Below are 12928 nucleotides of genomic sequence, written 5' to 3'. Positions count from 1 at the left end.
GTGTACGTAGGTGCACTGGAGTTCGACCTGCTACTCGGTGATGTGCATTCGCTCAAGGAGAAGCGTTCGGTGATCCGGCCGATTCTGGCCGAATTGCAGCGCTTCGGTGTGAGCACCACCGAGGGCGGTGAGCACGACCGGTTTCGTCGGTCGTTGCTCGGTGTAGCCATGGTCAGTGCGGGAATGGATCACCTGACCGAGGTGCTGGACAAATGCGAGCGGCACGTCGCCGCGCGTCCGGAGTTACAGTTGCTGGCGGTGCGCCGCCGGGTTTTCGGACCCGAGGACTGACAGCTGGACAAGGGTTAGTGAGGAGGAAACGGCCATGGTAGATCAAGCCAGGGCACGCCGACTCGCCAAGCGGATTTCCTCGATCGTCGCGAGCGCGATCGAACACGAGGTGAAAGATCCGCGGCTGCGTTTCGTGACCATCACCGACGCGAAGGTCACGGGTGACCTGCGCGAGGCGACGGTGTACTACACGGTGATGGGTGAAACCCTCGACGTGGAACCGGATTATCACGAGGCCGCCGCGGGTCTGGAAAAGGCGCGGGGTGTGCTGCGTTCCAAGGTGGGCGCTGGCACGGGCGTGAAGTTCACGCCGACCCTGAGCTTCGTGCTGGACAAGGTGCCTGATGTCGCGCGGGAGATGGAAGACCTGCTGGCCAAGGCGCGTGCCGCGGACGACGCGGTGGCCAAGGCCGCGGCCAACGCCACGCACGCCGGGGAAGCCGACCCGTACAAGGCCGAACGCGACGACGAGTGACATGCGGTAGATGATGAAGCACGTGGTGTTGATCCGCGGTAGTCGATGACGACAACAAGGAACACGGCCGATTTCGAGACGGCCGTCGCGGCGTTGACGGCCGCGCGCTCGGTGACGGTGCTGTGCCATGTGCAGCCGGACGCCGACACCATCGGTAGCGGTCTCGCGCTCGCGCTGGTGTTGCGTCGGCGCGGGGTATCGGTACGGGTGTCGTTCGCCGAGCCCGCCGAGTTGCCGGTCACGATGCGGTCGTTGCCGGGGGCTTCGCTGCTGGTGGGGCCCGCCGATGTCCCCGAGCGGGCGGATCTCGTGGTCGCCGTCGATTGTGGCAGCGCGGGCCGGTTGGGTGCGTTGCGCGACCGAATGGCCGGTGCGCCGGAAACTTTGGTGATCGACCATCACCAGTCGAACACGAGGTTCGGCACGATCAATCTGATCGACGCCACCGCGGTGTCGACGACCAGTGTGCTCGCGGATCTGTTGGACGCCTGGGGTGAGCAGATCGACGCCGAGGTCGCGCACTGCCTGTATGCGGGGCTGGTCACCGACACCGGGTTGTTCCGCTGGGTGCGGCCCGGCACGCACGAGCTGGCCGAACGGCTGCTCGCGACCGGGATCGACGGCGCGGAGATCGCGCGGGTGCTGCTGGACACACATCCGTTCGGATGGTTGCGGATGTTGGCCCGGGTGTTGTCGACGGCCAGGTTGGTGCCGGATGCGCACGACGGCATCGGGCTGGTCTACGCGTTGGTGCGGCTCGAGGACATGGCCGAGGTCGGGGCGGAGGAGGTGGAAAGCGTCGTCGACATCGTGCGCACCACCTCCGAGGCGGGAATCGCGGCCGTGTTCAAGCAATCTCGGCTCGACGCCGACCGGTGGATGGTGTCGTTGCGCTCGCGTGACAGCGGTCCCGGTGCGGCGGATGGTGTCGACGTGTCGGAGGTCGCGACCGGGCTCGGTGGTGGCGGGCATCGTTTCGCCGCCGGGTACACCGCCTACGGCGCGGAAGCTGAGATCGTCGCGGCGTTGGTCGCCGCGCTCGGATGAGTGTGGGTCGCGGTGACGAGTGCGCAGGGGAGTGCGTCCGAGGTGTCGGTTTCGGCGGCTGATCGCGCGGCGCAGGCCGGTCCGCGCCGCATTCTGGGTTTGGCGCTGCCGACTCTCGGTGTGCTGGTAGCCGAGCCGATCTACCTGTTGTTCGACCTCGCGGTGGTGGGTCGGTTGGGTGCGTTGGCATTGGCCGGGCTCGCGGTCGGTGGATTGATCTTGGCGCAGACCAGCTCGCAGTTGACGTTCCTGTCCTACGGCACGACGGCACGTGCGGCGCGGCGGCACGGTGCGGGTGATGAGCGTGGCGCGATGGCCGAAGGGGTGCAGGCGAGTTGGATCGCGATCGCGATCGGCGCGCTGATTCTGCTGCTGACCCAGATTTTCGCGGTGCCGTTGACCTCGGCGATCTCCGGTGGTGGCGACATCGCCGAGCAGGCGTTGGGGTGGGTGCGGATCGCCCTGTTCGGTATTCCGTTGATTCTGTTGTCGATGGCGGGCAATGGGTGGCTGCGCGGGTTGCAGCAGACGCGCAGGCCGCTGGTGTATGTGCTTGTCGGACTGGCTATTTCGGGTGTGCTGTGTCCGTTGCTCGTGCATGGATTGTTCGGTGCGCCGCGGATGGGGCTGCCGGGATCGGCGGTGGCGAATGTCGCGGGTCAGGCGGCGATGGCCGGGTTGTTCGTGAATACGTTGGTGCGCGAACGGGTTTCGCTGGCGCCGCACTGGACGGTGATGCGTGCGCAGCTGGTGCTGGGGCGCGATCTGATCGCCCGCAGCTTCGCCTTCCAGGCCTGTTTCGTCTCGGCCGCGGCCGTCGCTTCGCGATTCGGTGCCGCGTCGGTGGCGGCGCACCAGTTGGTGTTGCAGCTGTGGAATTTCCTTGCGCTGGCACTGGATTCGCTGGCGATCGCCGCACAGACCTTGGTCGGCGCTGCGCTCGGTGGTGGGGACGCCGCCGGTGCGCGCGGCCTGGCGCGGCGGGTCACCCGCTGGTCGGAGATCTTCTCGCTGGTTCTGGCCGCCTGCTTCGCCGCTGGTGTCACCCTGGTGCCCGCGTTGTTCACCGACGACGCCGCGGTGCTGGAGCGCACTCATGTCGTGTGGTGGTTCTTCGTCGTCCTGATCCCGGTGGCGGGCATCGTCTTCGCCCTCGACGGCGTGCTGCTCGGCGCGGGCGACGCCGCGTACCTGCGCACCACCACCCTCGGCGCGGCTCTGCTCGGATTCCTGCCCGCCATCTGGTTGTCGTTGGTGTTCGACTGGGGGATCGCCGGAATCTGGTCCGGCCTCGTCGCTTTCATGTTGCTGCGCCTGGTCGCCGTAGGCTGGCGAACGACCTCGGGTACCTGGGCGCGCGTCGGCGCCGAAGTACCACGCTGAACGCCCACCCACCCACCCCCCAATCTCGATCACCAGGACTTGGGGGTGTTATTTGCCGACGGTGACGTCTCGGCGTCCTGATGATCTTGATCCAGGCTGGTGGCTGGGCGTGTGTACCCGCGCTGGAGCGTCGCGGACCGAGTTGTGCCAAGGTGGAGCGGGTGATACCCAAGTTGATGGCGGTCAGCGACATTCATGTCGGGCACCAGGGGAATCGTCCGGTGGTCGAGCAGATCGTGCCGGATTCTCCTGAGGACTGGTTGATCGTGGCCGGTGATGTGTCGGAGAAGACCGATGACATTCGTTGGGCGCTGAAGCTGCTGCGCAGTCGATTCGCCAACGTGATCTGGGTGCCGGGTAACCACGAGTTGTGGACCACGGTCAAGGATCCGGTGCAGTTGTCCGGCGCCGCGCGCTACGAGCACCTGGTGGCGTTGTGTCGCGACCTCGGGGTGATCACTCCCGAGGACCCGTTCCCGGTCTGGACCGGTGCCGGTTCGGAGCAGTACGGCGGTCGGGTGACCCTGGCGCCGCTGTTTCTGCTGTACGACTATTCGTTCTTGCCCGCGGGCACCACCACCAAGGCGCAGGGACTCGCGGTGGCGCGCGACCGTAACGTCGTGGCGACCGACGAATTCCTGCTCTCGCCTGAGCCGTACCTGACCAGGGACGCCTGGTGCCACGCCAGGGTGCAGGCCACCGAACGTAGGCTGAACGCGCTGGCACCGGGGACACCGCTGGTGATGATCAATCACTTCCCGATGGTTCGCCAACCCACCGATGTGTTGTTCTATCCGGAGTTCGCGCTGTGGTGCGGCACCGAACTCACCGCCGACTGGCACACCAAGTACAACGTGATCTGCTCGGTATACGGACATCTGCACATTCCGCGCACCACCTACTACGACGGCGTGCGCTTCGAGGAGGTATCCCTCGGCTACCCGAGGGAGTGGCAGCGGCGCGGGTTGCCGGACAAACTGCTGCGCCAGATCCTCCCGACCCCGGAATACCCGCCGGGGGCGCTGAATTCGTTCGGCGGGCACTTCACGGTGACGCCGGAGATGGAGGAAGCGGCGACGAAGATGCGCGAGCGCGCCGAACGGCGCCGCGGCGTGTGAGCTCCCTGGCCAACGGCGTCGGCGGGCCCTCGAGGTCGGCTCGCTAAGCTGGTCGGCGATGATCGAGAACATTCTGCCTTCGGCTGTCGCGTCCGCCGAACTGTTGGCCTATCCCGAGGACCTCCGGGCGCACCCGGCCGAGGAGGCGCTGATCGCGAAGTCGGTGGAGAAGCGGCGCCGCGATTTCATCGGGGCGCGTCATTGTGCGCGTCTGGCGTTGGAGCAGCTCGGTGAGAAGCCGGTCGCGATCGGCAAGGGGGAGCGGGGCGCACCGGTCTGGCCGCGCGGCATCGTGGGGAGCCTCACCCACTGCGACGGCTACCGTGCCGCGGCGCTCGGACACAAGATGCAGTACCGCTCGGTTGGTATCGATGCCGAGCCGCACGAAGCACTGCCCGAGGGTGTGCTCGACTCGGTGAGCTTGCCGAAGGAACGGGAGTGGTTGCGTACCACGGATTCCGACCTGTATCTCGATCGCTTGCTGTTTTGCGCGAAAGAGGCCACCTACAAGGCGTGGTTCCCGCTGACGTCGCGCTGGTTGGGTTTCGAGGACGCGCACATCACCTTCGAGATCGAGCACCGAGGTGGCGGCTGCGGGGCGGGGACGTTCCGCAGCCACTTGCTGGTACCGGGGAACACCGACGACGGCAATATTCCGTTGACCTCCTTCGACGGCCGGTGGCAGGTGAGCGACGGATTCATCCTCACCGCGATCGCGCACACCTGATGGACGAGTTCGGCGGGTTGCTGATCGTCGACAAGGACAGCGGTTCGACCAGTCACGATGTGGTTGCCAGTTGTCGTAAATTGCTGCATACCAAGAAGATCGGGCACGCGGGCACCTTGGATCCGATGGCGACGGGTGTGCTGGTGCTCGGTGTCGGTCGCGCCACCAAGCTACTCGGCCTGCTCACCTTGACCGGCAAGTCCTATACCGCGACCATTCGACTCGGCCGGGCCACCAGCACCGATGACGCCGAGGGGGAGGTGCTGTCGACCGTGTCGGCGCGCCACCTCGCCGACCCCGAGATCGCCGCGCAGGTCGAGAAACTCACCGGCGATATCGCCCAGGTGCCCGCGACGGTGAGCGCGATCAAGGTCGACGGTCAGCGGGCCTACGCGCGGCATCGCGCGGGGGAGGACGTGCGGTTGGCGGCGCGTCCGGTGACCGTGTCGCGCTTCGAGGTGCTGGCGCGTCGCGACGTTCCCGAATCGGAATTCGTCGATCTGGATGTGGCCGTGGAGTGCTCGTCGGGCACCTATGTGCGCGCTCTGGCGCGCGACCTCGGCGCCGCGCTGGAGGTAGGTGGGCACCTGACGGTGTTGCGCCGCACCGTCGTCGGCCCGTTCACCCTCGACCATGCCCGCACCCTGGAAGAAGTGGCGACGGCGTGTGATCGGGACGAGCCGCCGTTGAGCCTGAATATCGATGCGGCGGTGCGTACCGCGTTCGCGCATCGCGATATCGATGCGGCGCAGGCCGACGATCTACGCAACGGGCGCTGGCTGGAACCGATCGGCCGCACCGGTGTCTATGCCGCCATCGATCCGGACGGGCGCGCGATCGCTCTGCTTCAGGAGAAGGGCAAACGCGCGTCCTCGGTGATGGTCGTTCGCCCCGCCAATCTTTGAGGGTCGTCGCGCGGCTGGTCATCTGGGACGAAGCGGCCCGCAGCGTATCGATGGCAGTGCCTCGACGCTGATCGCGCATATCTGCGAGCGGATGTAGGTGCCGAGCAATCGACGGCGAGCGGGTACGCGCAGGGTCGGTCAGCGCTACGCCCGAAACCTGTATTCGCGTCACATTTCCCAGGGCGCACAGTGTCGACGCTTGGCAACGCGGTGTTATCCGACACACATTCGGCGAGGTTCGGCGTCGGTCGCTTCAGCCGATTCGCCGGGGCGTTTTCCTCAGCTACGGCGTTGTAGGGCTTCGCGCCGCGCGCCGTTCATCGATTCTCGTAGCGGCGGTGCGGCACAGGGTCTTCCCAGGGCGGCCACACCTGGTCCCAGCTCGTGCTCGCGGCTTGCCGCTGGTGTATTTCTCGCTCGCCGATGACAGGTCGGCGGCAAAGGTCGGCGGAAAGGAGAAGGTCGCCTGAACCCGAAGACGGACGGGACTTCTCAGACCGGCGTGCTCGGCTCGCTGACTCGCCCACGTAGTCGACTCACCGCGTCCGCCATGTGCTCGGCCAGCAGCGTGCGCGCGCGTTCGGCGGGGCCGGAGCCGATCGCCTCGCGCAGCTCGACGTGCTCGCGGACCTGTTCGCCGAGTTCGGGGTAGGTGGTCTGCAAGGCGCCGAGGCACATGCGGGTCTCGATCAGCAGCGTGCGGGCGGCCCGCACCAGCCGGGGGCTGCCCGCACTGTCCACGAGTGCTTCGTGGAACGCCTGATCGGCGTCGGACACCCCTGCGGCGTCACCGGTCGCGGCGTGCGTGGTCATCTCGGCGATGCTCGGGCCGAGCGCTTCGTGTGTGTGGTCGCGTCGACCGTCGAGTATCAGTTCGAGCGCGCCGGATTCGATCGCGGTTCTGGCACGGTAGATATCGACCACGTCGTCGACGGTGAGGTCGATGACGAAGATGCCGCGGTTGCGGATGCTGTGCAGCAATCCCTCGGAGACCAGGCGCTGCATCGCCTCGCGCACCGGGCCGCGCGATACCTCGAATCGTGCGGCCAGATCGGCTTCGCCGAGTTGGTCGCCCGGTTCCAGGGTGCCGCGCATGATCGCCTCGCGTAGTCGGTCGGCGATCATCTCCGCCGTCGACTGCCGGTTCACCGGCTCGAACTCAATCACCGACATAGGAATGCCTTTCGCGCAACAGTGTGCCCAGTTCCGCACTCACCGGCTCGGCGCCGACCAACCGCAGTCCCGCCCAGATGGTGACCTGGTTGGCGGTGAGTACCGGCTTGCCCAACGCGGTTTCCAATTCGGGCAGTACCTCCAGGGTGTGCATGGCGGTGTCGGGAATCAGCAATGCCTCTGCGTCGGGGTGGTCGTTGGCCAGTGCCAGTTCGCGCACCTGGGCGGGGGTGAGGGTGCCGACCTCGGCGGCGGTGTCGATGCCGGAGCTGCGCATCGAGACCACCTCGATGTCGGCGGCGGCCAGGAACTCGACGAACAATCGCGCGACGTCGTCGGGGTAGCTGGCCGCGACCGCGACCTTGCGCACGCCGAGCGCGTGCGCGGCATCGACGAACGCGAAGCTGGTGCTCGTGGCGGGAACGCCCGCGGCCGCGGCGAGCGCCTCGACCTGTTCGCGTGCGCCGTCGGGGCCGTAGACGAAACTGCCGGAGGTGCATGCCCAGACAATTCCGGCTGGTCGATGCGGCGCGAGCAGTTCGGCGCCGTGTGCCAGCTTTTCCGGGCTGCCCAGGTCGAGCAGTTCCGGGACCGCGTGCAGGTCGGTGCCGTAGATGTGGGCGACGGGAAGCCGCACGCCGAGCGTCGCCTCGGCGCGCGGGTAATCGTCCTCGGCCGCGTGGTCGGGGTAGATGAAGCCGACGGTGGGTGCGTTCATTGCGTTCATGTGTCTGCTCTTTCGCTCAGAAGACGTCCAGTAGCCACTTTCCCGGCCCCATCGTTGGCAGCTTCATCCGGCCGAGGCAGGCCCACATGGTGAGCTGGTTGGCGGTGAGCACGGGTTTGCCGAGCGCTTGTTCGAGTGGCTCGATGATGTCGTAGGTGGGCAGATTGGTGCAGCTGACGAAGACGGCTTCGGCCGTGGGGTCGTCGGCCGCGGCGATGCGCTCGGCGATGGTGCGGTAGTTGACCTTCCAGATACCGCCGCCGAGCCCGAGGTGATTGGACCGCACCACGGTGCAGCCCGCCTCGTCGAGGAAGTCGTGCAGCTTGCCGGTGAGTATCTCGTCGTAGGGGGTGATCACCGACATCCTGCTGATATTGAGATGTTGTATCGCCTCGACCAGTGCCCCCGAGGTAGTGACCGCGTCCTGTGCGCCCGCGGCGCGGATGATGTCGCCCAGTGATCGTTCATAGGCGAGTCCCTTGATGAAGCTGCCTGAATTGCACAGGTAGGCAACAACTTCTGGCTCGACGTGCAGCACATCTCGGGTCGCGGCGGTGAGGTGAGCGGGATTGGAGACCAATTCCGCCATCGCCATCGAGACCGGGACGGGCTCGTAGGGGGTTCGGGCCAGATGCAGGCTTACCTCCAGTGGCGCCCAACGCCACAATTCCCGTTCGAGTGCGAGATCGAACGGGGCGATGATCCCGATGCCGCGTTGTGCGACGGGACCCTCGATATCCGGGAAACTGAGTTCCACTTACGGCCCCTCTCGCGTCCAGCCGCCTGTCCTCCGAACACGATCGGATTGTTGACAATCATACGATGTGATCTTACTGTGTCAATGTGGAACAGGGCCCAATTGTCACCGTCCTGCACGGTGGTAGCGCGCCCGACGCCGATCTCACGGCCGGAATGGCCGTCCGGGCCGAAGTCCGATACACCGAGGCGTCCGGGCTAGCTGCTGCATTGCGGAGTGCGGATATCTTATTCGTCTACGACTTCCAGTCCGACGCCGTCCCCGGCGCGTGGCACGCGGCCGACCGACTCAGCTGGTTACACATGGGGTCGACCGGTGTCGATCCGGTGATGTTTCCCGAACTGTGCGCCAGCGATGTGGTGGTGACCAATACGCGCGGCGTCTTCGATACTCCCATCGCCGAATACGTGCTCGGCCAGATTCTGGCCTTCGCGAAGGATCTGTCCGGCTCATTGGACCTGCAACGGAGCCATCACTGGCACCACCGCGAGTCCGAGCGGGTCGCGGGAACGAACGCGTTGGTCGTCGGGACCGGCTCGATCGGCCGCGCCGTCGCCAGGTTGTTGCGCGCCGCGGGCATGAACGTGCGCGGACTCGGCAGGCGTGAGCGCCTGGACGACCCGGACTTCGGCACCGTCGGTACCGATCTCTATGCCGAACTGCCCTCGGCCGACTACGTCGTCGCCATCGCTCCGCTCACGCCCGAGACCAGTAACATGTTCGACGCTGCCGCGTTCGCCGCGATGAAACCGCACGCCAGGTTTGTGAATGTCGGGCGAGGGGAACTCGTGGATACCGACGCCTTGGTGCGCGCGCTCGACAGTGGCTCGATCGCGGGAGCGGCACTCGACGTAGTCGACCCCGAGCCGTTACCCGACGGGCATCCGCTCTGGGATCTGCCGAATGTGCGCATCACACCACACAATTCGGGCGACTTCACCGGGTGGAGGACCGAGATCGTCGCCGCGTTCACCGAGAATTTCGACCATTGGACCGCCGGCCGACCGCTGAACAACGTGGTCGACAAGGAGCTGGGGTACGTGCCCGGCTGAAGGAGCCAGCTATGAGCTACCCCGATATCAACATTCCCACCGAACCCGCGTCGATGACCGCTGTGCAGCTGGTCTCGGCGTACGCCGCGGGCGCGCTGTCGCCGGTCGAGGCCACCGAGGCGATCCTCGCGGCCATCGACGAGCGCAACGACGCGGTGAACGCCTACTGCCTGGTGGATTCCGATCGGGCGCTGGTGCAGGCCAAGGATTCCGAGGCACGCTGGCATTCCGGCCACGCGCGCGGCCTGCTCGACGGGGTGCCGGTATCGATCAAGGACATCTTCCTCACCGAGGACTGGCCGACCATGCGCGGCTCGACCGCCGTCGACCCCAACGGTCCGTGGACGGTGGACAGCCCGGTTCCGGCGCGTCTGCGCGACGACGGCATGGTGTTCCTCGGTAAGACGACCACGCCGGAAATCGCGTGGAAGGCCGTCACCGACAGTCCGCTGACCGGCATTACCCGCAACCCGGTCGACCCGTCGAAGACCGCGGGTGGTTCCTCCGGCGGCAGTGCCGCCGCGGTCGCGGGCGGCATGGGTCCGGTGTCGGTGGGCACCGACGGCGGTGGCAGTATTCGCATTCCCGCCTCGTTCTGCGGCATCGTCGGTTTCAAGCCGACGCACGGCAGGGTTCCGCTGTATCCGGCGAGCCCGTTCGGGCCGCTCGCGCACGCGGGCCCGATGACCCGCACGGTCGAGGACACCGCGCTGCTGATGGACATCCTGTCGCTGCCCGACCCGCGCGACCCCACCGCGCTCGCGCCGACTATCGCCACCTTCCGTGGCCAGATGTTGCGCGATGTACGCGGACTCACCGTCGCGTACTCGCCGACCTTGGGTTACGTCGATGTCGACCCTGAGGTCGCGGCGATCGTCGACGGTGCGATGCGTACCCTGGCCGACGCCGAATTGCGGGTCGTGGCCACCGATCCCGGCTTCGCGGACCCGCGCGAGGCGTTCGAGGTGATGTGGGCTGCGGGCGCGGCGGCCATGCTCGCGAAGTTCCCCGAGGGTTCTCGCGACAAGGTGGACCCCGGACTACGCGCGGTCTGGGAGCGTGGCGAAACGGTGAGCGCGGTCGATTACCTCGATGCGCGCGCGGTGGCCGCCGAGGTCGGTATCGCGATGGGCACCTTCCATACCGGGTACGACGTGTTGATCACCCCCACGATGCCGATTCCCGCGTTCGAGGCGGGTCACGATGTGCCGCCGGGCAGTGGGTTCGACAGTTGGTCGCAGTGGACGCCGTTCACCTACCCGTTCAACCTCACCCAGCAGCCCTCGATCAGCATCCCGGTGGGCAATACCGAAGCGGGACTTCCGGTCGGATTGCAGATCGTGGGTCCGCGCCACTCCGACGATCTGGTACTCGCCGTGGCGAGGTACGTCGAGGCCGCCCTCACGTCCTGACTCGGCACACGTAATCGGCGCCGGACCCGACATTCGGGTCCGGCGCCGATTACGTGTGCGCGAGGAGTCGATTACCGCGCGATCATGCGCGCGCGAAGGCGAGCGTCTCGCCACGGACACCATCGATCCACAGCGCGTTGCACGCCGCGGCGATATCGGCGAGACCATCTTCGATGGTGGCGAAGACATTGCCGGGCACCCACCCCTGATCGCCGTTGATCAGCAGGTTGTTGCGGCCGTAGAAGATCGCGAGATCGGTCGCACCCTGATCGTGCTGTGCGGCCGAGCCCTCGGCGTAGCCGTACGCGGGGTTACCGATCTCCCATGCCTCGAAGTCGAACAGGCAGACATCGCCGGGAATCGGTGTCACCGTGGGGTTTTCCCGGTGCGGGGCCGCGCTGATCCTCGGGACCAGCGTGTACAGCTCGTTGCGCGCGTACTTGGCGTGGAAGGCGTCGGCCTCCTGCGGCAGGGCGTCCCATACCGCGCCGCAGGTGCCGGGGGCTTCCTCGTCGAGCAGCCGGGCTCGACAACTGACGCCGGATTTGGTGAGCGTGATGGTGATGTAGCGGGCCATCTGACCTGCTTTCTGCTTGGGCCGGGTTCAGACCTCGGCGAGAACTTCCGACCAGATCGCCAGAGCGTCATTGATCTGGGCCTCGGTCACGATCAGTGGCGGGATCATCCGCACCACGTTCATGTAGGCGCCGCAGGTGAGCAGCAGCAGCCCCTTCTCGGCCGCGAGCTTCTGCGCTGCGGCGGCGGTCGCGGAATCGGGTTCGCCGGTGGCTGTGGTGAATTCGGAGCCGACGAGCAGGCCGAGGCCGCGCACGTCACCGATCGCCTTGGTCGCGGCGGCCTTCGCCCCCGCGAGCAACTGGGCACCGCGCACCGCCGCGTTCTCGACCAAGCCTTCGGACTGGATGACCTCGAGTGTGGCCACGGCCGCCGCGCAGGACACCGCGTTGCCACCGTAGGTGCCGCCCTGCGAACCCGGCCACGCCTTGCTCATCAGCTCCTGCGAGGCCGCGATGCCGGAGATCGGAAAGCCGCTGGCCAGGCCCTTGGCAATGGTGATGATATCGGGGCGCACGTCGAAGTGCTGGTGGCCGAAGAACTTTCCGGTCCGGCCGAAGCCGGTCTGAATCTCGTCGATGACGAGCAGGATGCCGTGCCGGTCGGCGCGTTCGCGCAGGCCGTGGAAGAACGCGGTGTTGCCCGGAATGTAGCCGCCCTCGCCGAGCATCGGCTCCACGACGAACGCGGCGGTCTCGGCGGGGGAGGTGACGGTGGCGAACAGGTAGTCGAGTTCACGCAGCGCGAAGGCGGTGGCCTCTTCCTCCGACCAGCCGTAGCGGTAGGCGGTGGGGAATGGTGCCACATGCACGCCACCCATGAGCGGGCTGAATCCGGCGGAGAAACGGGTGCCCGAGGTGGTCATGGTCGCGGTGGCGACGGTGCGGCCGTGGAAGCCGCCGTGAAAGACCACGACGTTGGGGCGACCGGTGGCCTGGCGTGCCAGACGCAGCGCCGCCTCGATCGCCTCGCTGCCCGAATTGGCGAAGAACAGCGAATCGAGGCCCTCGGGCAGCACGGTGCCGAGGCGCTCGATGAGCTGCTGCATCGGACGGTGCATGACGGTGGTGTACTGCCCGTGGATCAGGCTGGCGACCTGCGCTTGCGCCGCCTCGACCACGTGCGGGTGGCAATGCCCGGTGCTGGTGACACCGATGCCCGCGGTGAAATCGAGGTAGCGGCGGTCGTCGGTGCCGTACAGATAGCAGCCCGCACCGTGATCGACGATCACCGGGGTGGCTTGTTTCAGCGCGGGGGAAAGCTCGGTCATGGGGTCCGCCTCACG

At 66.9% G+C, this 12928-nt stretch carries 14 protein-coding genes; 9 read left to right on the top strand and 5 right to left on the bottom strand.

Going from position 1 to position 12928, the window contains the following annotated elements; all coding sequences use genetic code 11:
- The 7 genes from ABEA50_RS16500 (at window position 1) to truB (ending at window position 5946) form a co-directional block, all read left to right on the top strand.
- Window positions 1–291 carry a DUF503 domain-containing protein gene (locus ABEA50_RS16500; RefSeq protein WP_345496266.1) on the top strand — a complete coding sequence of 97 codons (291 nt, stop codon included), beginning with the start codon at window positions 1–3 and terminating at the stop codon, window positions 289–291.
- A 34-nt stretch (window positions 292–325) separates the two neighbouring features.
- The gene (gene rbfA, locus ABEA50_RS16495; protein ID WP_345496265.1) at window positions 326–766 is read left to right on the top strand and encodes a 30S ribosome-binding factor RbfA; all 441 of its coding nucleotides are present in this window, start codon (window positions 326–328) and stop codon (window positions 764–766) included.
- A gap of 45 nt (window positions 767–811) precedes the next feature.
- Window positions 812–1813 (top strand): DHH family phosphoesterase, encoded by a 1002-nt coding sequence (locus ABEA50_RS16490; protein WP_345496264.1) that lies wholly within the window; start codon window positions 812–814, stop codon window positions 1811–1813.
- 12 nt (window positions 1814–1825) lie between these two features.
- Window positions 1826–3196, top strand: a complete 1371-nt coding sequence (locus tag ABEA50_RS16485) for an MATE family efflux transporter (protein WP_425577619.1) — start codon at window positions 1826–1828, stop codon at window positions 3194–3196.
- A gap of 161 nt (window positions 3197–3357) precedes the next feature.
- Complete coding sequence (locus ABEA50_RS16480) at window positions 3358–4314, top strand: metallophosphoesterase family protein (protein WP_345496606.1); 957 nt, start codon at window positions 3358–3360, stop codon at window positions 4312–4314.
- A gap of 58 nt (window positions 4315–4372) precedes the next feature.
- The gene (gene npt / locus ABEA50_RS16475; RefSeq protein ID WP_345496263.1) at window positions 4373–5041 is read left to right on the top strand and encodes a 4'-phosphopantetheinyl transferase Npt; all 669 of its coding nucleotides are present in this window, start codon (window positions 4373–4375) and stop codon (window positions 5039–5041) included.
- Window positions 5041–5946 carry a tRNA pseudouridine(55) synthase TruB gene (gene truB, locus ABEA50_RS16470; RefSeq protein WP_345496262.1) on the top strand — a complete coding sequence of 302 codons (906 nt, stop codon included), beginning with the start codon at window positions 5041–5043 and terminating at the stop codon, window positions 5944–5946. The genes npt and truB overlap by 1 nt, the downstream gene beginning before the upstream one ends.
- 492 nt (window positions 5947–6438) lie before the next feature.
- Here truB and ABEA50_RS16465 read toward each other — a convergent pair whose 3' ends face one another.
- Genes ABEA50_RS16465 through ABEA50_RS16455 form a run of 3 tightly spaced genes read right to left on the bottom strand, consistent with a single transcriptional unit; the run spans window position 6439 to window position 8603 of the window.
- On the bottom strand, window positions 6439–7119 hold the full coding sequence (locus tag ABEA50_RS16465; RefSeq protein WP_345496261.1) for a GntR family transcriptional regulator: 681 nt from the start codon (window positions 7117–7119) through the stop codon (window positions 6439–6441).
- The gene (locus tag ABEA50_RS16460; protein WP_345496605.1) at window positions 7106–7837 is read right to left on the bottom strand and encodes a maleate cis-trans isomerase family protein; all 732 of its coding nucleotides are present in this window, start codon (window positions 7835–7837) and stop codon (window positions 7106–7108) included. Before ABEA50_RS16460 ends, ABEA50_RS16465 begins: the two co-directional genes overlap by 14 nt.
- 25 nt (window positions 7838–7862) lie before the next feature.
- Window positions 7863–8603 (bottom strand): maleate cis-trans isomerase family protein, encoded by a 741-nt coding sequence (locus ABEA50_RS16455; RefSeq protein WP_345496259.1) that lies wholly within the window; start codon window positions 8601–8603, stop codon window positions 7863–7865.
- A gap of 86 nt (window positions 8604–8689) precedes the next feature.
- Between ABEA50_RS16455 and ABEA50_RS16450 the strand changes: the two genes are divergently transcribed.
- Window positions 8690–9655, top strand: a complete 966-nt coding sequence (locus ABEA50_RS16450) for a D-2-hydroxyacid dehydrogenase (protein ID WP_345496258.1) — start codon at window positions 8690–8692, stop codon at window positions 9653–9655.
- 26 nt (window positions 9656–9681) lie between these two features.
- Window positions 9682–11067 (top strand): amidase, encoded by a 1386-nt coding sequence (locus tag ABEA50_RS16445; protein WP_345496604.1) that lies wholly within the window; start codon window positions 9682–9684, stop codon window positions 11065–11067.
- Between the two features lie 82 nt (window positions 11068–11149).
- On the opposite strand, the gene ABEA50_RS16440 is transcribed toward ABEA50_RS16445, so the two are convergent.
- Together ABEA50_RS16440 and ABEA50_RS16435 are read right to left on the bottom strand one after the other, a co-directional pair.
- Entirely contained in the window at window positions 11150–11644 is a 495-nt protein-coding gene (locus tag ABEA50_RS16440; RefSeq protein ID WP_345496257.1) for a DUF3830 family protein, read from the bottom strand.
- Between the two features lie 27 nt (window positions 11645–11671).
- Window positions 11672–12913 (bottom strand): aspartate aminotransferase family protein, encoded by a 1242-nt coding sequence (locus ABEA50_RS16435; protein ID WP_345496256.1) that lies wholly within the window; start codon window positions 12911–12913, stop codon window positions 11672–11674.
- Window positions 12914–12928 lie beyond the last annotated feature (15 nt).

It is taken from the genome of Nocardia callitridis, assembly GCF_039543305.1.
In the GTDB taxonomy this organism is placed as follows: Bacteria; Actinomycetota; Actinomycetes; order Mycobacteriales; family Mycobacteriaceae; genus Nocardia; species Nocardia callitridis.
This window is presented reverse-complemented; position numbering and strand designations above follow the sequence as displayed.

Excerpts from the sequence above, each read along its gene's own strand:
- ABEA50_RS16460 (WP_345496605.1), bottom strand. The coding sequence starts at position 7,837 with ATGAACGCACCCACCGTCGGCTTCATCTACCCCGACCACGCGGCCGAG.
- ABEA50_RS16435 (WP_345496256.1), bottom strand. The coding sequence starts at position 12,913 with ATGACCGAGCTTTCCCCCGCGCTGAAACAAGCCACCCCGGTGATCGTC.
- ABEA50_RS16440 (WP_345496257.1), bottom strand. The coding sequence starts at position 11,644 with ATGGCCCGCTACATCACCATCACGCTCACCAAATCCGGCGTCAGTTGT.
- npt (WP_345496263.1), top strand. The coding sequence starts at position 4,373 with ATGATCGAGAACATTCTGCCTTCGGCTGTCGCGTCCGCCGAACTGTTG.
- rbfA (WP_345496265.1), top strand. The coding sequence starts at position 326 with ATGGTAGATCAAGCCAGGGCACGCCGACTCGCCAAGCGGATTTCCTCG.
- ABEA50_RS16465 (WP_345496261.1), bottom strand. The coding sequence starts at position 7,119 with ATGTCGGTGATTGAGTTCGAGCCGGTGAACCGGCAGTCGACGGCGGAG.
- ABEA50_RS16490 (WP_345496264.1), top strand. The coding sequence starts at position 812 with ATGACGACAACAAGGAACACGGCCGATTTCGAGACGGCCGTCGCGGCG.
- truB (WP_345496262.1), top strand. The coding sequence starts at position 5,041 with ATGGACGAGTTCGGCGGGTTGCTGATCGTCGACAAGGACAGCGGTTCG.